General features: G+C 65.4%; 23 protein-coding genes and 1 riboswitch. Of the genes, 5 read left to right on the top strand and 18 right to left on the bottom strand.

Annotated features, from left to right (window positions below; genetic code table 11):
- The 4 genes from CXR02_RS06785 to CXR02_RS06770 all read left to right on the top strand — a co-directional run bounded on the left by CXR02_RS06785 (position 1) and on the right by CXR02_RS06770 (position 3,703).
- Positions 1–930, top strand: coding sequence for an ACP S-malonyltransferase (locus tag CXR02_RS06785; protein ID WP_181037144.1), 930 nt, complete (start codon positions 1–3; stop codon positions 928–930).
- Positions 927–1,988 (top strand): beta-ketoacyl-ACP synthase III, encoded by a 1,062-nt coding sequence (locus tag CXR02_RS06780; RefSeq protein ID WP_104061267.1) that lies wholly within the window; start codon positions 927–929, stop codon positions 1,986–1,988. Before CXR02_RS06785 ends, CXR02_RS06780 begins: the two co-directional genes overlap by 4 nt.
- 81 nt (positions 1,989–2,069) lie before the next feature.
- Positions 2,070–2,315, top strand: coding sequence for an acyl carrier protein (locus tag CXR02_RS06775; protein WP_009359314.1), 246 nt, complete (start codon positions 2,070–2,072; stop codon positions 2,313–2,315).
- A gap of 152 nt (positions 2,316–2,467) precedes the next feature.
- Positions 2,468–3,703, top strand: a complete 1,236-nt coding sequence (locus CXR02_RS06770; protein ID WP_104061266.1) for a beta-ketoacyl synthase — start codon at positions 2,468–2,470, stop codon at positions 3,701–3,703.
- A gap of 155 nt (positions 3,704–3,858) precedes the next feature.
- Here the strand turns inward: CXR02_RS06770 and CXR02_RS06765 are convergent, their stop codons facing one another.
- From CXR02_RS06765 to CXR02_RS06690, 16 genes are all read right to left on the bottom strand, one after another.
- Positions 3,859–4,362, bottom strand: a complete 504-nt coding sequence (locus CXR02_RS06765) for a DUF3145 domain-containing protein (RefSeq protein ID WP_056349065.1) — start codon at positions 4,360–4,362, stop codon at positions 3,859–3,861.
- A 275-nt stretch (positions 4,363–4,637) separates the two neighbouring features.
- Positions 4,638–5,564: a tyrosine recombinase XerC gene (locus tag CXR02_RS06760; protein WP_104061265.1), complete on the bottom strand. Its 927-nt coding sequence runs from the start codon at positions 5,562–5,564 to the stop codon at positions 4,638–4,640.
- A gap of 50 nt (positions 5,565–5,614) precedes the next feature.
- The gene (dprA, locus tag CXR02_RS06755; RefSeq protein ID WP_104061264.1) at positions 5,615–6,799 is read right to left on the bottom strand and encodes a DNA-processing protein DprA; all 1,185 of its coding nucleotides are present in this window, start codon (positions 6,797–6,799) and stop codon (positions 5,615–5,617) included.
- A 13-nt stretch (positions 6,800–6,812) separates the two neighbouring features.
- A complete protein-coding gene (locus tag CXR02_RS06750) occupies positions 6,813–8,357 on the bottom strand; it encodes a YifB family Mg chelatase-like AAA ATPase (RefSeq protein WP_104061263.1) in 1,545 nt (514 codons plus the stop codon).
- Positions 8,358–8,714: a YraN family protein gene (locus CXR02_RS06745; RefSeq protein ID WP_056349077.1), complete on the bottom strand. Its 357-nt coding sequence runs from the start codon at positions 8,712–8,714 to the stop codon at positions 8,358–8,360.
- A 123-nt stretch (positions 8,715–8,837) separates the two neighbouring features.
- Positions 8,838–9,164: a DUF2469 domain-containing protein gene (locus CXR02_RS06740; RefSeq protein WP_056349080.1), complete on the bottom strand. Its 327-nt coding sequence runs from the start codon at positions 9,162–9,164 to the stop codon at positions 8,838–8,840.
- A gap of 93 nt (positions 9,165–9,257) precedes the next feature.
- Entirely contained in the window at positions 9,258–9,983 is a 726-nt protein-coding gene (locus CXR02_RS06735; protein ID WP_181037148.1) for a ribonuclease HII, read from the bottom strand.
- A 14-nt stretch (positions 9,984–9,997) separates the two neighbouring features.
- Positions 9,998–10,849, bottom strand: a complete 852-nt coding sequence (gene lepB / locus CXR02_RS06730) for a signal peptidase I (protein ID WP_104061261.1) — start codon at positions 10,847–10,849, stop codon at positions 9,998–10,000.
- Complete coding sequence (gene lepB / locus CXR02_RS06725; protein WP_104061260.1) at positions 10,850–11,527, bottom strand: signal peptidase I; 678 nt, start codon at positions 11,525–11,527, stop codon at positions 10,850–10,852.
- A gap of 85 nt (positions 11,528–11,612) precedes the next feature.
- The gene (gene rplS, locus CXR02_RS06720) at positions 11,613–11,972 is read right to left on the bottom strand and encodes a 50S ribosomal protein L19 (RefSeq protein WP_056349088.1); all 360 of its coding nucleotides are present in this window, start codon (positions 11,970–11,972) and stop codon (positions 11,613–11,615) included.
- A gap of 240 nt (positions 11,973–12,212) precedes the next feature.
- Complete coding sequence (trmD, locus tag CXR02_RS06715; RefSeq protein WP_104061259.1) at positions 12,213–13,085, bottom strand: tRNA (guanosine(37)-N1)-methyltransferase TrmD; 873 nt, start codon at positions 13,083–13,085, stop codon at positions 12,213–12,215.
- Entirely contained in the window at positions 13,086–13,631 is a 546-nt protein-coding gene (rimM, locus tag CXR02_RS06710; RefSeq protein ID WP_104061258.1) for a ribosome maturation factor RimM, read from the bottom strand.
- A 112-nt stretch (positions 13,632–13,743) separates the two neighbouring features.
- Positions 13,744–13,986 carry an RNA-binding protein gene (locus tag CXR02_RS06705; RefSeq protein WP_056349097.1) on the bottom strand — a complete coding sequence of 81 codons (243 nt, stop codon included), beginning with the start codon at positions 13,984–13,986 and terminating at the stop codon, positions 13,744–13,746.
- 1 nt (position 13,987) lies between these two features.
- On the bottom strand, positions 13,988–14,404 hold the full coding sequence (rpsP, locus tag CXR02_RS06700) for a 30S ribosomal protein S16 (RefSeq protein ID WP_056349101.1): 417 nt from the start codon (positions 14,402–14,404) through the stop codon (positions 13,988–13,990).
- A gap of 211 nt (positions 14,405–14,615) precedes the next feature.
- A complete protein-coding gene (locus CXR02_RS06695; RefSeq protein ID WP_181037143.1) occupies positions 14,616–15,053 on the bottom strand; it encodes a hypothetical protein in 438 nt (145 codons plus the stop codon).
- 113 nt (positions 15,054–15,166) lie between these two features.
- Positions 15,167–16,042, bottom strand: coding sequence for a VOC family protein (locus CXR02_RS06690; RefSeq protein WP_104061256.1), 876 nt, complete (start codon positions 16,040–16,042; stop codon positions 15,167–15,169).
- Positions 16,043–16,160: 118 nt separating this feature from the next.
- A riboswitch (TPP riboswitch) is annotated at positions 16,161–16,268 on the top strand.
- A gap of 42 nt (positions 16,269–16,310) precedes the next feature.
- On the opposite strand from CXR02_RS06690, the gene thiC reads away from it, so the two are divergent.
- Positions 16,311–18,080 carry a phosphomethylpyrimidine synthase ThiC gene (gene thiC / locus CXR02_RS06685; RefSeq protein WP_308470663.1) on the top strand — a complete coding sequence of 590 codons (1,770 nt, stop codon included), beginning with the start codon at positions 16,311–16,313 and terminating at the stop codon, positions 18,078–18,080.
- A gap of 4 nt (positions 18,081–18,084) precedes the next feature.
- Here the strand turns inward: thiC and CXR02_RS06680 are convergent, their stop codons facing one another.
- The gene (locus CXR02_RS06680) at positions 18,085–18,819 is read right to left on the bottom strand and encodes an alpha/beta fold hydrolase (protein WP_104061255.1); all 735 of its coding nucleotides are present in this window, start codon (positions 18,817–18,819) and stop codon (positions 18,085–18,087) included.
- A gap of 103 nt (positions 18,820–18,922) precedes the next feature.
- Positions 18,923–20,503 carry a signal recognition particle protein gene (gene ffh, locus CXR02_RS06675; protein ID WP_104061254.1) on the bottom strand — a complete coding sequence of 527 codons (1,581 nt, stop codon included), beginning with the start codon at positions 20,501–20,503 and terminating at the stop codon, positions 18,923–18,925.
- Positions 20,504–20,540 lie beyond the last annotated feature (37 nt).

Raw genomic sequence — 20,540 nt, 5'->3', positions numbered from 1 at the left:
GTGCTTGCAATAGTCTGCCCTGGACAGGGCTCACAGACCCCGGGTTTTCTGGCCCCTTGGCTGGAACTGCCTTCGGTAGCAGGCCATCTGGCCTCCCTCAGTGAGATCGCAGGCATCGACCTGACAGCCCACGGGACCACCTCTGACGAGGACACCATCAAGGACACCGCCGTTGCGCAGCCCCTGATTGTTGCCGCCGGGCTGGTGGCCGCAAAGTCGCTGTTCGACGTCGAACTCGGCACGCTTCCCGTGATCCTTGCCGGCCACTCCGTCGGTGAAATCACCGCCTCGGCCCTCGCCGGCGTGCTCACCGAGCAGGAAGCCATGACGTTCGTCCGTGAACGCGCCAACAGCATGGCCGCCGCCGCTGCCGTAACCCCGACCGGCATGAGTGCCGTCGTGGGCGGGGACCCCGCAGAGGTCCTGGCCGCCATCGAGGCTACCGGCGCGACACCGGCCAATGTCAACGGCGCGGGCCAGACGGTGGCAGCCGGAACCTTCGAACAGCTCAAGGCCCTGGCGGACAACCCGCCGGCGAAGGCGCGGGTCATCCCGCTGAAAGTGGCCGGGGCGTTCCACACCTCGCACATGTCCCCCGCCGTGAGCGCCCTCGAGTCGCTCAAGCCCGGCCTCAAGCCGCAGAAGCCGCAGGTGCCCCTGCTGTCCAACTTTGACGGCCGGGAAGTGACCGACGGCGGCGCCGCCGTCGAGAGCCTCATCGCGCAGGTCTCCCGGCCGGTCCGCTGGGACCTCTGCATGGAAACCCTTGTGCAGCGCGGCGTCACCGGTGTCATTGAGCTGGCCCCGGCCGGCACCCTGGCCGGGCTCGCCAAGCGCGGCATGCCCGGCGTCAAGACCGTTGCAGTCAAAACCCCGGACGACCTCACTGCCGCACTGGCACTCTTCGCAGAACTGGAGGGAAACGCATGAGCGTTCCCACGCTGAAACAGGTTCCCGTAAACGAATACAGCCGCATCCTCGGCCTCGGCGCATTCCGGCCTGACGTCATCGTCACCAACGACGACGTCTGCCAGTGGATTGATTCCTCGGACGAATGGATCCGCCAGCGGACCGGCATCGTGACCCGGCACCGGGCCGCTGCCGACGTCAGCGTCATCGATATGGCCGAGGGCGCTGCCCGGGAGGCCCTGCAGCAGGCAGGCATCGAAGCCTCCCAGCTTGGTGCCGTCATCGTTTCCACCGTCACCCACCCGTACGCCACGCCGTCGGCGGCCGCCGCCCTGGCTGACCGCATCGGTGCGACGCCGGCTCCGGCCTTCGATATCTCGGCCGCCTGTGCCGGGTACTGCTACGGCATCGCCCAGGGCGATGCCTTGGTCCGCTCCGGCACGGCCACCTACGTGCTGGTGGTCGGTGCGGAGAAGCTCTCCGACGTCATCGACAACCGGGAACGCACCATTTCCTTCCTGCTGGGCGACGGGGCGGGCGCTGTTGTCATCGGCCCCTCGGACACCCCCGGCATCGGACCCTCGGTGTGGGGTTCGGACGGCAGTAAATGGGACGCCATCGGCATGACGCGTTCCATCCTGGATGTCCGCGACCTCAGCATGGCCGCCCGCCAGTCCGACGAGCCCGGCGACTTTGCCCTGCTCGAAGAAGCGCAGGAGCTCTACCCCACACTCCGCCAGGACGGGCAGACCGTCTTCCGCTGGGCGGTCTGGGAAATGGCCAAAATGGCACAGCAGGCTTTGGATGCCGCGGGCGTCAAGGCTGAAGACCTCGTTGCGTTCATCCCGCACCAGGCCAACATGCGGATCATCGACGAGATGGTCAAGAAACTGAATCTTCCTGAATCCGTCACCGTGGCCCGGGACATCGCTGATGCCGGAAACACCTCGGCGGCCTCCATCCCACTTGCTACCCACCGCCTGCTCAAGGAAAACCCTGAGCTCAGCGGCGGCCTCGCACTCCAGATCGGCTTCGGCGCCGGGCTGGTCTTCGGTGCCCAGGTAATCGTCCTTCCTTAGGAACGCCCCATACAGGCCGCATCCGCGGACTGCACCGTTTCCGGCACCCCCTGCCGGCAATAACAAGAAAAGGAGCCATCAATGGCTAGCAACGAAGAGATCCTGGCCGGCTTGGCTGAAATCGTCAACGAAGAAACCGGCCTTGCCCCCGAGGCTGTGGAACTGGACAAATCCTTCACCGAGGACCTGGACATCGACTCCATCTCCATGATGACCATCGTGGTCAACGCCGAAGAGAAGTTCGGCGTGCGTATCCCGGACGAAGAGGTCAAGAACCTCAAGACCGTGGGCGACGCCGTCAGCTTCATAGCAGGCGCACAGGCCTAGCCAAGGCTTCAGCCCCTTAAGGCTGACTGGACTGCCGGTCCGTGCTCAGGCCGGACCGGCAGTCCACCACATTTTTCGGCAGCCAGCTGCCCCACACGCGGGACCCCGCCGGACAACCGGATACGGCCTGCCCACCGACAGAGAGTGATCCAATGACACGCAAAGTAGTCATTACCGGTCTGGGTGCCACCACGCCCATCGGCGGCGACGTACCCACCATGTGGAAGAACGCGCTGAAAGGGGTCTCCGGTGCCCGCACGCTGGAAGATGAATGGGTCGCCAAGTACGAACTGCCTGTCCACTTTGCTGCCCGCTGTTCCACTCCGGCCCTGGAGGTCCTGAGCCGCGTTGAGGCCAAGCGGATGGACCCGTCCACCCAGTTCGGCGTCATCGCGTCGCGTGAAGCCTGGGCCGATTCCGGCATCACCGAGATTGACCCCGACCGCCTTGCGGTCGCCTTCGCCACCGGCATCGGCGGCGTCTGGACGCTGCTGGACGCGTGGGACACGCTGAAGGAAAAGGGCCCGCGCCGCGTCCTGCCCATGACGGTGCCCATGCTGATGCCCAACGGCGTCGCAGCAGCCGTCAGTCTTGACCTTGGCGCCCGTGCCGGCGCCCACACCCCTGTTTCGGCCTGCGCGTCGGGCACCGAGGCCCTTCACCTGGGGCTGGAGCTGATCCGCTCCGGCAAGGCCGACGTAGTGATGTGCGGCGGCGCCGAGGCAGCCATCCACCCCATGCCCCTGGCCGCGTTCTCGTCCATGCAGGCCCTCTCGCGCCGCAACGACGACCCCCAGGGCGCCTCACGCCCCTACGATCTGGGCCGCGACGGCTTTGTGATGGGCGAAGGCGCCGGCGCGCTGGTGCTCGAAGCCGAGGAACACGCCATTGCCCGCGGCGCCCGCATCTACGGCGAACTGGCCGGCACCTCCGTGACGGCTGATGCCTACCACATCACCGCCCCGGACCCCCAGGGCCTGGGCGCCACGCGCGCGCTGAAGGCAGCCATGTTCGACGGCCGGATCCAGGCCGAGGACGTTGTCCACGTCAACGCGCACGCCACTTCCACTCCCGTCGGTGACAAGCCCGAGTACACGGCCCTCCGCGCATCGCTGGGGAACCACCTCGACAGCGTCGCAGTGTCCGCCACTAAGTCACAGATGGGCCACCTGCTGGGCGCGTCCGGTGCCGTGGAGGCAGTACTCACAGTGCTTGCCGTGTACCACCGCAAGGCCCCGGTCACCATCAACCTTGAGAACCAGGACCCGGAGATCCCGCTCGACGTCGTCACGTCGGCGAGGGATCTGCCGGCAGGCGACATCGTGGCGCTGAGCAACTCGTTCGGCTTCGGCGGCCACAACGCCGTGATCGCTGTCCGCAGCATCTAGCAGCAGCGCGGGAACAGCAAGTACCGCAGACGAAGCAGAGGCCCCGCCATGTGGCGGGGCCTCTGCTTTTGCTATGGAGCGCCGCCTTCCGATCCGGGCACGGCTTCTGCCAGGACAGCGGACAGGAAGTACGACGTCGTGATGTCCGACGGCGGTCAGCCCACCTGGTGCAGCCAGCGGACGGGTGCGCCCTCGGCTGCGTGGCGGAACGGCTCTAGTTCCTCGTCCCACGCCTCACCCAAGGCCAGGGAAAGCTCGTGGTACACGGCGGAGGGGTCGCCGGCACCCGATTCGTAGGCGTAACGGATGCGGTCCTCTGAGACCATGATGTTGCCGTGGACGTCCGTTGTGGCGTGGAAGATTCCCAGTTCGGGGGTATGCGACCAGCGGCCGCCGTCAACTCCCTGGCTCGGCTCTTCAGTGACCTCGTAGCGAAGATGGGCCCAGCCGCGAAGGGAGGATGCCAGCAGCGATCCGGTGCCCGGGGTTCCTGTCCAGGAGAGTTCGGCGCGGAACATTCCGGGCGCGGCAGGCTGAGGGGTCCACTCTAGATCCGTCCGCTTGTCCACGACGGATCCAATGGCCCACTCAACGTGCGGGCACAGTGCTGTAGGGGCTGAGTGAACAAACAGCACACCGCGGGTCATTGCAACAGACATTCCATCCTCCATAGCTGTAGGTACGTCTTCCCCAACGACCTCTGCCTGGATGAAACTGCCCGGTGCTGTAAGTTCCAGCGGCGGTGTTCCCTGCCTGATTATTAAGCTGTGTCCGGACTTGCGGGTGACGCGCGAAGCGAAAGAGCTTCAAGCGAAACTTGAAAGTTGCCGGACGTGACTCTTATTGTGCCGTACGCCGCGTAATTACGCCAGTGCGATCCGCCATAGGTGACACGGTCCTGGAATTACCCCGCGTTGGCGGGAATCCACGGCCCTCACGCCCGGGGATGGGCCTGCTGGTAGCTGTTCCGGAGCCGTTCAACGGACACATGGGTGTAGATCTGCGTGGTGGCGAGGCTGCTGTGGCCCAGGATTTCCTGGACGGCACGAAGATCCGCGCCGCCATCGAGCAGGTGCGTTGCCGCAGTATGCCTCAGCGCGTGCGGACCGGTTGCCGAGGTGTCGCCCAAAGCTTCGAAGAGAGCGTTTACCACGGTCCTGACCTGGCGCTGGTCAACACGGTTTCCCCTGGTGCCTAAGAAAAGCGCCGGTCCGCTGCGGCCGGTGGCCAGGAGCGGCCTGGCCCTGCGGAGCCAGTCGTCCACGGCCACAGCGGCCGGGACGCCGTAGGGAACAGTCCGTTCCTTGTTGCCCTTGCCGACCACACGCAGGGTCCGGCGGTCCGGGTTGAGATCGTCCACATCCAAGGCGGCCAGCTCCCCCACGCGCAGGCCCGTGGCGTATAGGAGCTCCACCATGGCCCGGTTGCGCACCGGCACCGGTGACCCGTCAGCCGCGGCTTCTTCCAGACTGTCCAGCAGCCTGAGGAGTTGGTGGGACTGCAGCACCCCGGGCAGTGACTTTTCCGCCTTGGGAGCCCTGAGACGGAGGGCAGGGTCGGTCTCGATGAGTTCTTCCCGTATGGCCCATGTGGTGAAGGAACGCGCGGTGGCCGATCTCCGCGCAAGGGTGGCCCGGGATATCCCGGCCTGGCTCTGCGCCCCGAGCCAGCGTCGGAGAGTGCCCAGCTCCAGTTCCGGCAGATCCGTGACGCCCTCGGAGGTGGCGTATTCCAGGAGGCCTCGAAGATCGGACAGGTATGCCCGAAGCGTATGCCCGGACCGGGCCCGCTCGGCGGTCAGGTATCTGCCGAAGTCGGCAAGTGCCTGTTCAAATGCCCGGGACAGTTCCTGATTCTGCACTGTTCCACTGTCCCAGAACTCCGCGGGAATCCCGTGCCGGACACAGGCAACTACGCTAATTCCTTGGCCCGTTTCCAGCCGCCCCTTTCTGAAGCTGCGAGCCCCAGCAGGCCTAGCCTGCCCAGCCCGGCCCGCACGGAGTCCGCACTGAGGCCGGCCACTGCGCAGAGCTTGTCCACGGACGTGGTGGACCGCAGCGGCAGGGCGTCCAGAAGGATCAGATCCTCCAAGGTCAGTCCGTCATGGTCGGCCGCAGGCGCTGTCCCGGGCGCCGCAAGACCCACGCCGCTTGGGGATGCCAGTTCGGCGATCTCCGCGGCGTCAGTCACGCAGACAGCCCCGCCATCCCGGAGCAGCCGGTGGCAGCCGGCGGAGTTGGCGCTGTGCACGGACCCCGGCACAGCTCCCACCGCGCGGCCAAGCGTCTCCGCGTGGTGGGCCGTGTTCAGCGCACCGGACCGCCAGCGCGCTTCGACCACCACCGTCACTGCGGCCAAGGCCGCGATCAGCCTGTTCCGCTGGAGAAAGCGGTAGCGGGTGGGCGCCGACCCTGGCGGCACCTCTGCGAGCACCGCTCCCTGGTTGCAGACCGCCCTCAGGAGATCCTCGTTGCCGGACGGGTAAAACCGGTCCACACCACCAGCCATCACCGCGATGGTAGGCACCGCCGCTGATCCCCCTGCCAGTGCTGCCCGGTGCGCGTGGGCGTCGATGCCGTATGCGCCCCCGGAGACCACGGTGAAGCCCCGCTGAGCCAAGGAGTAGGCGAGGTCCCCGGTCACCGAGGCGCCGTAGCTGGTGCTGTCGCGGGACCCCACCAGCGCCACGCTCCGGGCCGGACCGGGAAGCTCCTGTTCCAGGCCCCGCCACCAAAGACAGATGGGCTCCTGCATCCCAAGGTCCCCGAGCTGGGCAGGCCAGAGATCATCCGACGGGATAATCAGCCGGCCGCCAAGGCGTGTCATGGTGGCCAGGTCACGCTCGGGCGCCAGATCCGGAATGCGGGGAGCCCAGGGTTTGAGGGAGGCAGCCATCCCCGCCCAGCTGGTTCCGGCGCCGTTGTCCGCCAGCAATCCGGTGATCTCCCGCTCCAGTGCCGGGCCGGCGACCGCCTGGCCCGTGGCGATTTTCAAGGCGTCGGGTGCGCCGGTGGCCTGTACCAGGGCCAGTCCGGCCGCGTCCTGCGGTTCCATGAGCCTCGACAGGGCGGCCCGGGCGATCCATTCGTTGTCCATGTGGTTTCTTCCTTCACGCAGCTGCCGAGGCAGCCTGCCGGAGGCCAAGGGCCTGTCCGATGTCGTTGGTGTCGGGCATGTCGCGGTGCGACAGGTCCGCCAGGGTCCAGGCCAGCCGGAGAACCCTGTCATAGCCCCTGGCGGTCAGCCCGCCCCGCTCCAGTGAGTGGTCCAGGATCCGCGTGGCGCCGGCCGGCAACCGCAGGGGGCCGCGCAGAATTCGGCCGGGCACCTGCGAGTTCGTTTCCATTCCCAGCGGCCGCAGCCGTTCGGCCTGGCGCCGGCGTGCGTCGCCTACCCTCCGTGCCACGGCGGCTGTGTCTTCTTCGGCGCCCGCCTGGCCGAAGTCGGCCAGTGACACGCGCTCCACCTGCAGCTGGATATCCACCCGGTCCAGCAGCGGACCGGACATCCTGGCCACGTAGCGGCGCCGCATCATAGGCGTACATGTGCAGTCCAGGCCCTTTCCCGAAGCCTTGCCGCAGGGACAGGGATTGGCAGCAAGGACCAGCTGGAACCGGGCGGGGTAGGCTGCCGTTCCTGCCGAGCGGTGAATGACCAGCTCCCCGCTCTCCAGGGGCTGGCGGAGGGCGTCCAGGACGCGCCGTTCGTATTCCGGGGCCTCGTCCAGGAACAGGACACCGCGGTGTGCCCGCGACGCCGCACCCGGGCGCGGCAACCCTGATCCCCCGCCGATAATGGCGGCGGCTGTGGCCGAATGATGCGGGTTTTCGAACGGCGGCCGCCGCACAAGCTGAACGGCGGAGGAGGGAAGGCCGCAGAGGGAGTGGATGGCGGTGACTTCCATGGCCTCATTGTCGGCAAGGTCCGGCAGGAGACCGGGAAGTCTTTCGGCCAGCATGGTCTTGCCTGCACCCGGAGGTCCGGTCAGGAGCAGGTGGTGGGCCCCGGCAGCGGCCACCTCGAGCGCACGTCTGGCTTCGCCCTGGCCGGAGACGTCGGCCATGTCAGGAACAGCCTGGGCCCCCGGTTCGGAGTCCCCGTGACCGGCCTCATCCTCCGGCTCGAAGTCCAGTGCGAGCTCTTGCGGGTCTGCACCGAAGTCGAGCGCCAGCCGCGCCAGCGTGCGGTACCCCTTGACGTTGGCTCCAGGGACCAGCGATGCTTCGCCGAGGTTGGCGTGCGCGACCACCACGTCCGGATAGCCGGCCTGCACCGACGCCATCACTGCCGGCAGGATGCCGCGCACCGGCCGTAGCCGGCCATCCAGCCCGAGTTCGGCGATGAAGACAGTCCGGCCGGTGGGCTTGATGTCATTTGCGGCCCTCAGGACTGCCATGGTCACGGCAAGGTCGAAGCCGGAACCGCGTTTGGGCAGCGACGCAGGGATGAGGTTGGCCGTGATCTTCCGCCGGCTCAGCGGAATTCCGGAATTTTTGGCCGCGGAACGTATGCGCTCCTTGGCCTCGTTGAGGGCGGCGTCCGGGAGGCCCAGGATCACGAATGCCGGCAGGGTCTGGCCAATATCGGCTTCTACCTCGACGATGTACCCGTTCAATCCCACCAGCGCCACGGAGTAGGCCCGGCCCAGCGCCATCTACCCCACCCCCTTGAGGTGTTCCACCAGGGGTTCGCCGCCGCCGTCGTCCACCACGGCAATGACGTCCACGCGCCGTAGCGGCATCCGCAGCTCCCGGTCCCGGCACCATGCCGAACCGAGCCGATGCAGCCGGGCGAGTTTGTCCGGCCCCACAGCTTCGAACGGGTGCCCGTAGTCCAGGGAACGGCGGGTTTTCACCTCTGCGATGACCAGGGCGTCGCCGTCCAGGGCCACAATGTCTATTTCACCCTCGGCGCAGCGCCAGTTGCGTTCCACCACCAGCATGCCGAGCGATTCAAGATAGCCGGCCGCGAGTTCCTCGCCGCGCCGGCCCAACAGGTCTTTGGATTTCATTTCTACCTCCGCAACCAGCCTGCAGTGGCAGGACAGCGGAGGACAGCAGGCTATTCGCGTATGTGGGCAACCCGGGAAAACCGCCCCAATACAGCGGGGCTGTGGAGGAGCAGTGGGCCGGCGTCAGTTGCCGAGGTCAGCGTCCTTCGGCAGGGCGAGTTCCTCGTTGCGGGGCAGTTCTTCGACGTTGACATCCTTGAACGTCAGGACACGGACTGTCTTCACGAACCGTGCCGAACGGTACACATCCCACACCCAGGCATCCTGGAGCGTCAGATCGAAGTAGACCTCGCCGTCGGCGCTTCGGGCTTGCAGGTCAACGTGGTTTGCGAGGTAAAAGCGGCGTTCGGTCTCGACGACGTAACTGAAGAGCCCGACAACATCGCGGTATTCACGGTAGAGCTGCAGCTCCATGTCGGTTTCATAGTTTTCAAGATCCTCTGCACTCATGCTTCCATCTTGCACCATCCAGGGCGCCACAGTTGCAGCGTCCGCGCCGCATGAGCCCCACACCAGTGCGGCAGGCACTGGAGCGGCACGGAATCAGAGTTCGCCGCCCAGGAGGTTCCAACTCACCCGGTGATACGGTGTGGCTCCGGCGGCGCGGAGCGCGTCCCGGTGAATTGCCGTGGCGTAGCCCTTGTTGACGTCCCAGCCAAACGCGGGGTATTCACCGTGCAGGCCGCGCATCTGCTCGTCGCGTTCCACCTTCGCAATCACGCTGGCTGCGGCCACGCTCAGGCACTGCATGTCCGCCTTGATCTTGGTGTGGACCGGGGCAAGGCACGCGAAATTCATGGGTGGCTCGTCAAACAGGGAAGGCTGCCCGGCGGGCGAGAGCCAGTTGTGGCTGCCATCGAGCAGCACCACATCTGGGCTGATGCCGGCCGCAAGGATGTCCTGCCAGGCGCGCGTACCGGCCAGCCGCAGCGCAGCAATAATGCCCAATGCGTCGATCTCCCGCGCGGAAGCGTGCCCGACGGCGGACGCAACGCTCCAGCGTCTGACCAGCGGTTCCAGCCGTTCCCGTTCGGCGGGGCTGAGGAGCTTGCTGTCCCGCACCCCGGCCAGGGGCTTCTGGGTGTGGAGGTCCACGACGGCGATTCCGACGCTCACCGGTCCTGCCAGCGCCCCCCGTCCCACTTCGTCCACGCCGGCCAGGTAACGGGCGCCCTGCGCTTTGAACGTCCGCTCATGCCGGAGCGTCGGTGCTTTGGAGCGGACCCCGTCCGTCTTGCGGGCTGGAGCCTCGGACCTGGTGGCCGGTATCACTGCGGACACTCCTAGCCTCCCGCAGGCACGTTCCGGAAGACGGCCGGATAATTGTCAAGGACAGTGATCCGGTTCAACGGCCATGCGATGACGGCGGCTTTGCCCTCTACGTCCACGAGGTCGACGAATCCGCCATTGGATTCCAGGTGCGAGCGGGAATCCGCGGAGTGGTTCCGGTTATCGCCCATGACCCAGACCTTTCCTTCCGGAACAACGACGTCGAAAGCACGGATCTGCGGTTCCTCAGCCCCGTTGACGTAGGTTTCATCAATAGGAGATCCGTTGATGGTCAGTTTACCGCCGTCGTCGCAGCAGATCACTTTGTCACCGGGAAGCCCGATGACGCGTTTGACGAGGTGCTGCTCGGAGTTGTCCGGCAGCAGTCCCACAAATGTCAGGCCGTCCTGGACCCAGGTGAAAGGTCCATTCGGTTCCTCCGGTGCGGTGCTCAGCCAGCCCTTGGTGTCACGGAAGACCACAACGTCGCCACGTGAGAGGGAAAACGGCTCCGGAACCAGCAGGTTAACGAAGATGCGGTCGTTGACGTCCAGGGTGCTGACCATGGACTCGGACGGAATATAGAACGCGCGGAACAGGAACGTCTTGATCAGGAAGGACAGCACCACGGCGATCACCACTACCGTGGCAACCTCCTTCAGCCAGACAAAGAGCTGGCTGGGGGCGGCGGGCTCGGAAGTCGGTGCCGCGGATCGCCTGCCGGACTGTGGCGCTGCCGGGCTGCCATCCGCTACGCCGTCGGAGGTGCCGTCGCCGGAAATCGCGTTGGCGGACATACCGTCGGTGTCGGCACCGTGGGCGCCGTCGCGAGGCGGCTCAGGTGTCCGGGCATTGTTCTCGGGCATTTACTGTCCGTCCTCTGTTGTTGATCCTGCCGCTGGTGGCCGTAGTACTGCAGCAAATCTATCAAGTGGCCAAACGATCTGGACCGGCCTGCCGATGACATGGTCCATTGGCACCATGCCTCCGCCGGGCGCACCGAGCAGGCTGCGCGAATCAGCGGATGCCGAGCGGTGGTCACCGAGCAGCCAAAGCCTTCCGTCGGGCACCACTGCGCTGAAGACCTGCGTGCTTGGGCTGTCTCCGTCGAACAGATACGGCTCGTTGAGTGCCTCGCCGTTGACGGTGATCTTTCCGTCTGCATCGCAGCAAACCACGGTGTCCCCCGGTATGCCGATGACACGTTTGACGTACGTGGTGTCACTGCCGGCCAGGCCTAGCCACTGCCCGGCCGCTGCAAGGGAATCCAGAAGGGGGCCCTTCCCACTGTGCAGGGGAGCAAACGAACCCCTGCCGTCGAAGACCACAATGTCGCCCCGACGGATGGGTTCGGCATGGAAGTCTGTCCGGGAGACCAGGATGCGGTCCCCTTTCGCAAGGACCGGCTCCATGGATTCGGACGGTATGTAATAGACATCCAGCCACAGGGAACGGACCAGCCCGCTGATAGCCACGGCCAGGAGAACTGACAGGAACGCAAAACGCCAGCCCATTCGTCTGGGCTGGCGTTTTGTCTGGTCCATGATCCGTATTCCTGGGGCGCTGTTGCGAAGGGCTCCGGCGCTGGCCTGGTACGGCTGGGGCCTGCTTTGTAGGTCCCTGGGGGACTTACTTCTTGGGCTGGAAGTCGCGCTTTTCCTTGATTTTCGCAGCCTTGCCGCGCAGGTCGCGCATGTAGTACAGCTTCGCGCGGCGCACGTCACCCTTGGAGACAACTTCGATCTTGTCGATGATCGGGGAGTGCACCGGGAAGGTACGCTCCACACCGACGCCGAAGGAGACCTTGCGGATGGTGAAGGTTTCGCGGAGACCGTCGCCGTGGCGGCCCAGGACGAAGCCCTGGAATACCTGGACACGGGAGTTCTTGCCTTCGATGATGTTCACGTGAACCTTGAGGGTGTCACCCGCGCGGAAGACAGGAACATCGGTGCGCAGCGAGGCTGCATCTACGGAATCGAGAATATGCATAATTGCACTCCTGGTGAACGCCACAGGTCATTCACTTTGGGTCACGGCGGGCAAGCCCGGAAGTACCGGAAATTACCGCCGAAAATTAAGTGGGGCCGGTTCCTTCACTGATTGAAGGTCCCGGGGTGTCCAGCTGTTGGTTGCGCTCCCCCTGTGGCAGGTGCGGACCCAGCAGACACAAAGACTAATTTTGCCACACTCGCGGGCCTACAGCCAATCGCGGACCACGGACGCGCCGGTTCAGGTTGAGGCGTCGGTTCCGGTGTCCGTGCTGGTATCGGCCTGCCGTCGCGCCAGGAGGTGACCGTCGACGACGTCGTACCCGAGGTCCGCGAAGGCCGTCCGGTCGGCACGTGGCAGCTTCCCTACGTCGAACGTTTCCAGGAGGTCCGGACGGCGTTCCGCCGTCCGCCGGTACTGCTCGTGGCGGCGCCACTGCGCGATCTTCCCGTGGTTGCCGCTCAGCAGCACTGCCGGGACATCCCGGTCACGCCAGCTGGCGGGCTTGGTATACACGGGGTATTCCAGCAGCCCGTCCGAATGCGACTCCTCCACCAGGGAATCAGGGTTGCCCACGACGCCTGGCAGCAGCCTGCCGATGGCTTCGACCATGGCCAAAACGGCTACTTCGCCGCCGTTCAGCACATAGTCACCAAGGCTCATGGGGCGCACCGTGAAGTGCTCTTCCGCCCACTCGATGACACGCTCGTCGATGCCCTCATAGCGGCCGCAGGCAAAAACCAGCTGGTCCTCTTCTGCGAGCTCATGGGCCAGGGCCTGGTTGAAGCGCTCCCCTGCCGGCGACGGGACGATCAGAACCGGTTTGGCGGGCTCGGCCGCCGTGGCCTCGGCACCCGGTGCGGCTTCACCGGATCCGGCCATAGCAACTGCGGCAACAGCAGCCAACGCCTGCGCCCAAGGCTCAGGCTTCATCACCATGCCCGCGCCGCCGCCGTACGGGGTGTCGTCCACTGAGCGGTGCTTGTCGGTGGTGAAATCACGCAGGTCATGGACGCGCAGGTCCAACAGGCCGTCCTGGCGGGCCTTGCCAATGAGCGAGAGCTCCAGGGGCGCCAGGTACTCCGGGAAGATACTGACGACGTCGATTCTCATCTACGCGTTTTCCTCCGCTTCACCGGGGCCGGCTTCGCCGTCGTTGACCTCAAAGAGTCCGTCCGGCGGCGTCAGCAGGACGAAGCCACCGGCCACATTGACCTCCGGAACGATCTGCTCCACAAACGGGACAAGGATTTCCTTGCCGTCCGGCGTTTCAACCACGAGCAGGTCCTGGACCGGCAAGGTGTGCAGGGCGGCGACTTTGCCGACCATCTGCGACCCGACGCGCGCCTCGAGCCCTACCAGTTCGTGCTCGTACCAGCCTTCGTCGTCGTCCTCGTCCAGCTCTTCGGTTTCGATAAAAAGCTTGGCGCCGCGCAGGGTCTCTGCCTGGTTGCGGGTCTCGATTCCTTCGAATGCGAGCAGCAGGATGTCCTTGTTCCAGCGCGCACCCTCAACAATGAGCGGGCCGGCCGATGCAGGCTCCACCACAAACTCGGTACCGGGAACAAACCGGTCCCCCGGAGCGTCGGTCAGCACCTGGACCGTCACTTCGCCGCGGATTCCATGCGGTTTGCCGATTCGTGCCACCTGAAGCTGCATCTGTTCCTCTGTTTCGGTTTGTGGATTCTCCACGGTCTTGTGGTGAAAGCACTCCGGCCCCTCCACCGTTGCTGGTGGAAGGGCCGGAGCAAAAACTGATGTTGCTGAGCGCTTAGCGGCGGCGGTCGGTATCGACGACGTCGACCCTGACCGGCTCGCCGTCTGCCAGTGCCGCCACAACGGTGCGCAATGCCCGTGCGGTGCGGCCCTGGCGGCCGATCACCCGTCCCAGGTCATCCTGATGAACACGAACCTCGAGGGTGTCCCCGCGGCGGTTGTTCTTCGAGCTGACCTTGACATCTTCCGGCGAATCAACGATTCCCCGGACGAGGTGTTCGAGCGCTTCTGCCAGCAATCTACTCAGCCTCGGTGGTCTCTGCTTCGGCCGGGGCCTCGGCTGCGTCAGACTGCTTTGACTTCTTGGTGATGGCTTCCGGGATGATCACGGAACCCTTTTCCGGGGCAACAAAGGCCGCCTTCGGAGCTTTGGTCTTCAGGGTGCCTTCCTGGCCCGGCAGGCCCTTGAACTTCTGCCAGTCACCGGTGATCTTCAGGATCGCGGCAACCTGCTCGGACGGCTGTGCGCCGACGCCGAGCCAGTACTGGGCACGGTCCGTGTCCACCTCGATGTATGAGGGCTCTTCGGTGGGGTGGTACTTGCCGATCTCTTCGATGGCACGGCCGTCACGCTTGGAGCGTGCGTCCATGACGACGATGCGGTAGTACGGTGCGCGCATCTTGCCAAAGCGCTTAAGGCGAATCTTTACGGCCACTTTTGTGGTCACTCCTGTTTCAGAAAAGGGGTGAACCGACGTTCTGCACCCGTGGGGCGGGCCATACTTGAGGGTTCGAAGGACAGGATCCGGACGCGGAGAGAGGGGCCACGCAGATCGAGTACTTGTTTATTGTGCCAGATCAGCGTCCGGATTTCGACTTGACACGTCGGGATGGGGCAGCGGGCGGACCCGGCGGGCCACGGCCGGCCTACGACGACCAGACATACACTCCGGTGCGTGCGGCGTCATCGACGGAGTTGGCAAGCTCAGCGAACTGCTGGACATACGTCCGGGCCTCGGCCACGCCGAACGGCATGTCATCCTGGGCGGCCCACTTTTCAGCGACGTCGTCCAGGACATGGCCTTCGCCTTCAGTCTCGTAGCTGAGCAGGTCCGCGAGCGCACGCACCATGGCCGGCGGGACCCCGAGGAGGGAATCGCTGGCCACGTCAACCATGGCCAGTTCGTAGTCCGCGCCACCGGCGTGCACAGCAACGCCGGCAAGGTCGCCAAGCTGCTCGATTTCGAAATCGCTGATTCCGGGAATCCGCAGGGCCTGGCCCGCCGGGGAGCCGCCTGCATCCAGGACGCCCGCCCGCTTCAGCGCGGCATCGTGAGTGGAAACAAAAACTTCAGTGAAACCCATGGGAACAGCCCTCATTCCGTCGACGGTGCGGCCTGGAAGGGCAGCAGCAAGTGCCGCCCCGGCCGTTCAGAATCAGCCTAGTACAAGGCAGGCCGCATATTTGGCAGCCGCACTCAGCGGACGGTGGCACGGATATTGTTGCGCCACGGGTCCTCGAAGCGAAGCTCGGCGCCCGTGTGGTGCGAGGCCACACCGGCGACCTTCAGGCGGTCCGCGAGCGCTCCGACGTCATCCCCGGAAGGGACCTCGATGAGCACTTCGCCGAGGCCCAGGGTGTCCTTGCGGGGACCGGCTCCGCGGCTGTTCCAGACGTTCATGGCCATGTGGTGGTGATACCGGCCCGCGGAGACAAACAGTGCCTGCCCGTGCCAGCCGGCGGTCTTTTCGAAGCCCAGCGTGCCGACGTAGAAATCGTGCGCTGACTGGACGTCGCCCACCTGGAGGTGGACGTGACCCACGCCGGCTTCGCTGGCCCGCTGGCCTGCCACGGATTCCTGGGTCAGGTGCTGCTCGAGGTAGCGCTTCGGCGGCAGTGCCAGGCTGTCCATCACTACATCTTTCCCGTTCCACGACCAGTTTTCGCGGGGTCTGTCCCAGTACAGTTCGACGCCGTTGCCTTCGGGGTCATTGAAGTAGAAGGCCTCGCTGACGAGGTGGTCGGCGCTGCCGGTGAAGGACCGGGGTTCGTACTGGGCGGCGGTGGCTACCGTGGCGGCAAGCGAAGCCTGGTCGTCAAACAGCAGTGCGGTGTGGAACAGCCCGGCCTCTCCCCTGCCAGGCAGATTCAAAGACGGGGCGGCCGCGAGATGGACCAGCGGGCGTTGAAGGCGGCCAAGATAGACGCCGCCGTCCTGTTCCGCGACGATCTCCAGGCCGAGCGCACGCTGGTAGTAGTCGGTCATCAGCTTCATGTTGCCCACCTTGAGCATCACGGTGCCCATGGAGAGGTCGGCAGGAAGGAGATCCCGGCTGGTGGCTTCTGCAGTCATTTGAAAACTCCCGGTCCGTTGGCCTTCGGATGGAAGGCGGCTATACTTCCAATTTACTTGAAGCTTCAATTTAATTCAAGCGTTCCTCCAAAATCCTGCAGCGGCTGTGGTAGCTTCGACTTGACCACACGGGAGCCCTTGCAGGGGCTGAGATCGGGCTGACGCAGCCTGCGACCGTTGAACCTGTCCGGGTAATGCCGGCGAAGGAAGTGAGTATTCATTGAATACACAAGAAACACAGCTGATCCCTGCCCAAAATGAAGCCGACGTGGATCAAACGCTCCAGCCTGAAACCCAGTCACTGAAGTCCCACTCGCTGGCGTTTATCAACGATGAGGCCACCGGGATCCGGGTACCCGTGACCGAGATCGCGCTGGAACCGTCGCCGAACGGGGAGGCGAACGGGCCTTTCCGGACCTACCGCACGGCCGGTCCGGGCAGTGATCCGGTGGTGGGCCTCAACCCGTTCCGCTCGGAGTGGATCGCCGCCCGCGGCGACACCGCGCCGTACAGCGGACGGGAACGGAACCTGCTCGACGACGGCAAGTCGGCAGTGCGCCGCGGCGCCGCCTCTGCGGAGTGGAAGGGCGCGCAACCGGTGCCCCGCCGCGCCGTCGAAGGCAAGACCGTCACCCAGATGCACTATGCGCGGCAGGGTGTCATCACCCCCGAGATGCAGTTCATCGCCCTCCGCGAGAATTGCGACGTGGAACTGGTCCGCAGCGAGGTGGCGGCCGGCCGGGCCATCATCCCCAACAACATCAACCACCCGGAATCCGAACCGATGATCATCGGCAAGGCCTTCCTGGTGAAGATCAATGCCAACATCGGCAACTCGGCCGTGACCAGCTCCATTGCCGAGGAAGTGGACAAACTCCAGTGGGCCACGCAGTGGGGAGCTGACACGGTGATGGACCTGTCCACCGGCGATGACATCCACACCACCCGGGAATGGCTCATCCGCAACTCTCCCGTGCCCATCGGTACGGTGCCCATTTATCAGGCGCTGGAGAAGGTCAACGGCGAGGCCAACGCCCTGACGTGGGAGATCTACCGGGACACCGTCATTGAGCAGTGCGAGCAGGGGGTGGACTACATGACCATCCACGCCGGTGTGCTGCTGCGTTACGTGCCGCTGACGGCCAACCGCGTCACCGGCATCGTCTCCCGGGGCGGCGCGATCATGGCCGGGTGGTGCCTGGCGCACCACCAGGAGAACTTCCTGTACACCCACTTCGACGAGCTGTGCGAGATCTTCGCCAAGTACGACGTCGCGTTCTCCCTGGGCGACGGACTGCGCCCGGGGGCGACGGCGGACGCCAACGACGCCGCCCAGTTCGCCGAGCTGGACACCCTGGCTGAACTGACCCAGCGGGCGTGGGAATTCGATGTGCAGGTCATGGTGGAAGGTCCCGGGCACGTCCCGTTCCACCTGGTGCGGGAGAACGTGGAACGCCAGCAGGAACTCTGCAAGGGCGCCCCGTTCTACACGTTGGGGCCGCTGGTCACGGATATTGCCCCCGGCTACGACCACATCACGTCCGCCATCGGCGCCACCGAAATCGCCCGGTACGGCACGGCGATGCTTTGTTACGTCACGCCCAAGGAACACCTTGGCCTGCCGAACAAGGACGATGTGAAAACCGGAGTGATCACCTACAAGATCGCCGCCCACGCAGCAGACCTTGCCAAAGGCCACCCCGGCGCCCATGAACGGGATGATGCCCTGTCCAAGGCCAGGTTCGAGTTCCGCTGGCGCGACCAGTTCGCGCTGTCCCTGGACCCGGTCACGGCTGAGGCCTTCCATGACGAGACGCTGCCCGCCGAACCGGCCAAAACCGCCCACTTCTGCTCCATGTGCGGCCCGAAGTTCTGCTCCATGAAGATCAGCCAGGACATCAGGGACGAATACGGTTCCGCCGATTCGCAGGCGGCCATTGCCGAGGCCTACAGCGGGATGCGCGAAAAGAGTGCGGAGTTCCTGGCCGCCGGCGGAAAGGTCTACCTCCCCGAGCTTCGGATCCCGGCCGGGAACTGACGGCTCAGGAAGCCTGAACCGAGCGTGACCTGCCGACGTCGGCGATGAAGGACCGGATGGCACGGTCACCTTCGGCAGAGTCCTGGGGCCGGTGTCCTCCCGCAGCGATGCGGTGCAGGGCACCGGTTTCCTGCAGATATCCGGCGATTTCCTCGTAGAGCGGTTCCCACCCACCCGTAAGGACCATGGTGGGGACGCCCGGAACTATGTGCAGCGGGGCCTCCCAGGACGGCGCCTGCAACCGGAGCCGGCGCGCCGACCGTTTTTCCTCCGGCGTGGCGGGCTCCTGCAGGTCCGCCGCGAACATTCGCCGCACGAACTCACGTTGGAAGTCTTCATCGCTGAGCTGGTGCCGGACGTCGAACAGCGGTTGCATCAGGGCGCGGTGCGCGGCCGTGGCCGGCAGTTCGGCGGTTAGGGACAGGCACGCCGGTTCTACCAGCGTGAGGGAATACACCAGTTCGGGGCGTTCGACGGCAGCCATCATGGCCGCAATCGCGCCCTCGGCGTGGGCAACAACATGGCCCCCAGCGGCCCCGCGGCCGTCATCGGCAAGTGAGCGCAGGATGATGGCGGTATCTACGGAGAACGAGGACTCCACGGGTTCAGCGACGGGGTCAAAACCGTGCCGCCGCAGGAAGAGGGCGTCGTACGTCAGGGCCATGCCGTGCTGGCGCAGCCACGCCGCGGCACCGAAAGGTCCGGCGCCGTGCACGAACACTACCCGCTGTTTGAACATGACCCAACCCTATTCCACGGCACCGACATCCCAATTGGGCAGCAGCCAGTGTTGTTATGAGTGCCCACAACGACGCCTGCTGCTACCCAGTCGGGAGGGGTGGTTACTTGCCGAGGAACTTGTCGAATCCCTTGGGCAGGTTCAACTGCGAAGGGTCGAAGTCGCCGCCCTGCTGGCCGAACGCCGCCCCCGTGGGAAGAGCCTTCGCCCCGCCGGCCCGACGGGCCTCGGCGTCCTTGAGCTCCTGGGCAGCCTTGGCAGGGTTGCCTGAGCGGGCCTTCTTCTTCGGGGCGTTCTTGCCGCCCTTCCGCGCACCGCCGGGGCCGCCCATGCCGGGCATCCCTGGCATTCCCGGCATACCGCCGCCCTGGGCCATCTTCTTCATCATCTTCTGGGCCTGGCCGAAGCGCTCCAGCAGGCCGTTGACCTCGGAGACATGCACGCCTGAACCTCTGGCGATGCGTGCCCGGCGGGAGCCGTTGATGATCTTCGGGGCGACTCGTTCGTGCGGCGTCATGGAACGGACGATCGCTTCGACCCGGTCGATCTCGCGCTCGTCGAAGTTCTCCAGCTGCTCGCGGATGTTCTGCGCTCCGGGCATCATCATGAGCATCTTCTTCATGGAGCCCATGTTGCGGATCTGCTGCATCTGGGAGAGGAAGTCGTCCAGGGTGAAGTCTTCCTGGTCGGCGAATTTCTTCGCCATCCGGGCGGCTTCGTCCTTGTCCCAGTTCTTCTCGGCCTGCTCAATCAGGGTGAGGACGTCACCCATGTCCAGGATGCGGGAGGCCATGCGGTCCGGATGGAACAGCTCAAAGTCATCCACGCCTTCGCCGGTGGAGGCGAACATAACCGGCTTACCGGTGACCGACGCAACCGAGAGTGCGGCACCGCCGCGGGCGTCGCCGTCGAGCTTTGACAGCACGATTCCGGTGAAGTTCACACCCTCGTCAAACGCCACAGCCGTGTTCACGGCGTCCTGCCCGATCATGGCGTCGATCACGAACAGCACTTCATTGGGGACGATGGCGCGGCGGATCTCGCTCGCCTGCTCCATCATCTCGGCGTCAACACCGAGGCGCCCGGCGGTGTCGACAATGACGACGTCGTGCAGCTTCTGGCGCGCTTCCTCGACACCGGCGCGGGCGACGGCGACCGGGTCACCAGCGGGGTGCTCGAGTTCCGAAGTGGCTCCGGGGTGCGGCGCGAAAACGGGCACGCCGGCGCGGTTGCCGACAACCTGTAGCTGGGTGACGGCATTGGGCCGCTGGAGATCACATGCCACCAGCAGGGGGCTGTGGCCTTGCGCCTTGAGCCATTTGGCGAGCTTGCCCGCCAGGGTGGTCTTACCGGCACCCTGGAGGCCGGCCAGCATGATGATGGTGGGACCGGTCTTGGCAAGGCGGATCCGGCGGGTCTCGCCACCGAGGATCTCAACGAGTTCCTCATTGACGATCTTGACGATCTGCTGGCTGGGGTTCAGCGCCCCCGATACCTCTGCCCCGAGGGCACGCTCGCGGACGCGGGCCGTAAACTCACGCACCACGGGAACGGCGACATCGGCATCCAGGAGGGCGCGGCGGATCTCCCGGACTGTGGCATCGACGTCGGCCTCAGTGAGGCGGCCCTTGCCACGGAGATTCTTGAAGGTTGCTGTCAACCGGTCAGAGAGTGAATTGAACACGCGCCGCGCACTTCTTTCAGTGGATTTACAGGGGGGA

The sequence above is a fragment of the Arthrobacter sp. 4R501 genome, assembly GCF_002929755.1.
GTDB lineage: Bacteria > Actinomycetota > Actinomycetes > Actinomycetales > Micrococcaceae > Arthrobacter.
This window is presented reverse-complemented; position numbering and strand designations above follow the sequence as displayed.

Bases quoted from the DNA above. Each gene is read 5' to 3' on its own strand.
- rplS (WP_056349088.1), bottom strand. From the start codon at position 11,972: ATGCATATTCTCGATTCCGTAGATGCAGCCTCGCTGCGCACCGATGTT.
- CXR02_RS06695 (WP_181037143.1), bottom strand. From the start codon at position 15,053: ATGGGTTTCACTGAAGTTTTTGTTTCCACTCACGATGCCGCGCTGAAG.
- rimM (WP_104061258.1), bottom strand. From the start codon at position 13,631: ATGCAGCTTCAGGTGGCACGAATCGGCAAACCGCATGGAATCCGCGGC.
- lepB (WP_104061261.1), bottom strand. From the start codon at position 10,849: ATGCCCGAGAACAATGCCCGGACACCTGAGCCGCCTCGCGACGGCGCC.
- CXR02_RS06775 (WP_009359314.1), top strand. From the start codon at position 2,070: ATGGCTAGCAACGAAGAGATCCTGGCCGGCTTGGCTGAAATCGTCAAC.
- CXR02_RS06745 (WP_056349077.1), bottom strand. From the start codon at position 8,714: ATGAAATCCAAAGACCTGTTGGGCCGGCGCGGCGAGGAACTCGCGGCC.
- CXR02_RS06740 (WP_056349080.1), bottom strand. From the start codon at position 9,164: ATGAGTGCAGAGGATCTTGAAAACTATGAAACCGACATGGAGCTGCAG.
- trmD (WP_104061259.1), bottom strand. From the start codon at position 13,085: ATGAGAATCGACGTCGTCAGTATCTTCCCGGAGTACCTGGCGCCCCTG.
- CXR02_RS06690 (WP_104061256.1), bottom strand. From the start codon at position 16,042: ATGACTGCAGAAGCCACCAGCCGGGATCTCCTTCCTGCCGACCTCTCC.
- CXR02_RS06765 (WP_056349065.1), bottom strand. From the start codon at position 4,362: ATGTCTGTTGCAATGACCCGCGGTGTGCTGTTTGTTCACTCAGCCCCT.
- CXR02_RS06680 (WP_104061255.1), bottom strand. From the start codon at position 18,819: ATGTTCAAACAGCGGGTAGTGTTCGTGCACGGCGCCGGACCTTTCGGT.
- CXR02_RS06750 (WP_104061263.1), bottom strand. From the start codon at position 8,357: ATGGCGCTGGGCCGGGCCTACTCCGTGGCGCTGGTGGGATTGAACGGG.
- dprA (WP_104061264.1), bottom strand. From the start codon at position 6,799: ATGGACAACGAATGGATCGCCCGGGCCGCCCTGTCGAGGCTCATGGAA.
- CXR02_RS06770 (WP_104061266.1), top strand. From the start codon at position 2,468: ATGACACGCAAAGTAGTCATTACCGGTCTGGGTGCCACCACGCCCATC.
- lepB (WP_104061260.1), bottom strand. From the start codon at position 11,527: ATGGACCAGACAAAACGCCAGCCCAGACGAATGGGCTGGCGTTTTGCG.
- CXR02_RS06780 (WP_104061267.1), top strand. From the start codon at position 927: ATGAGCGTTCCCACGCTGAAACAGGTTCCCGTAAACGAATACAGCCGC.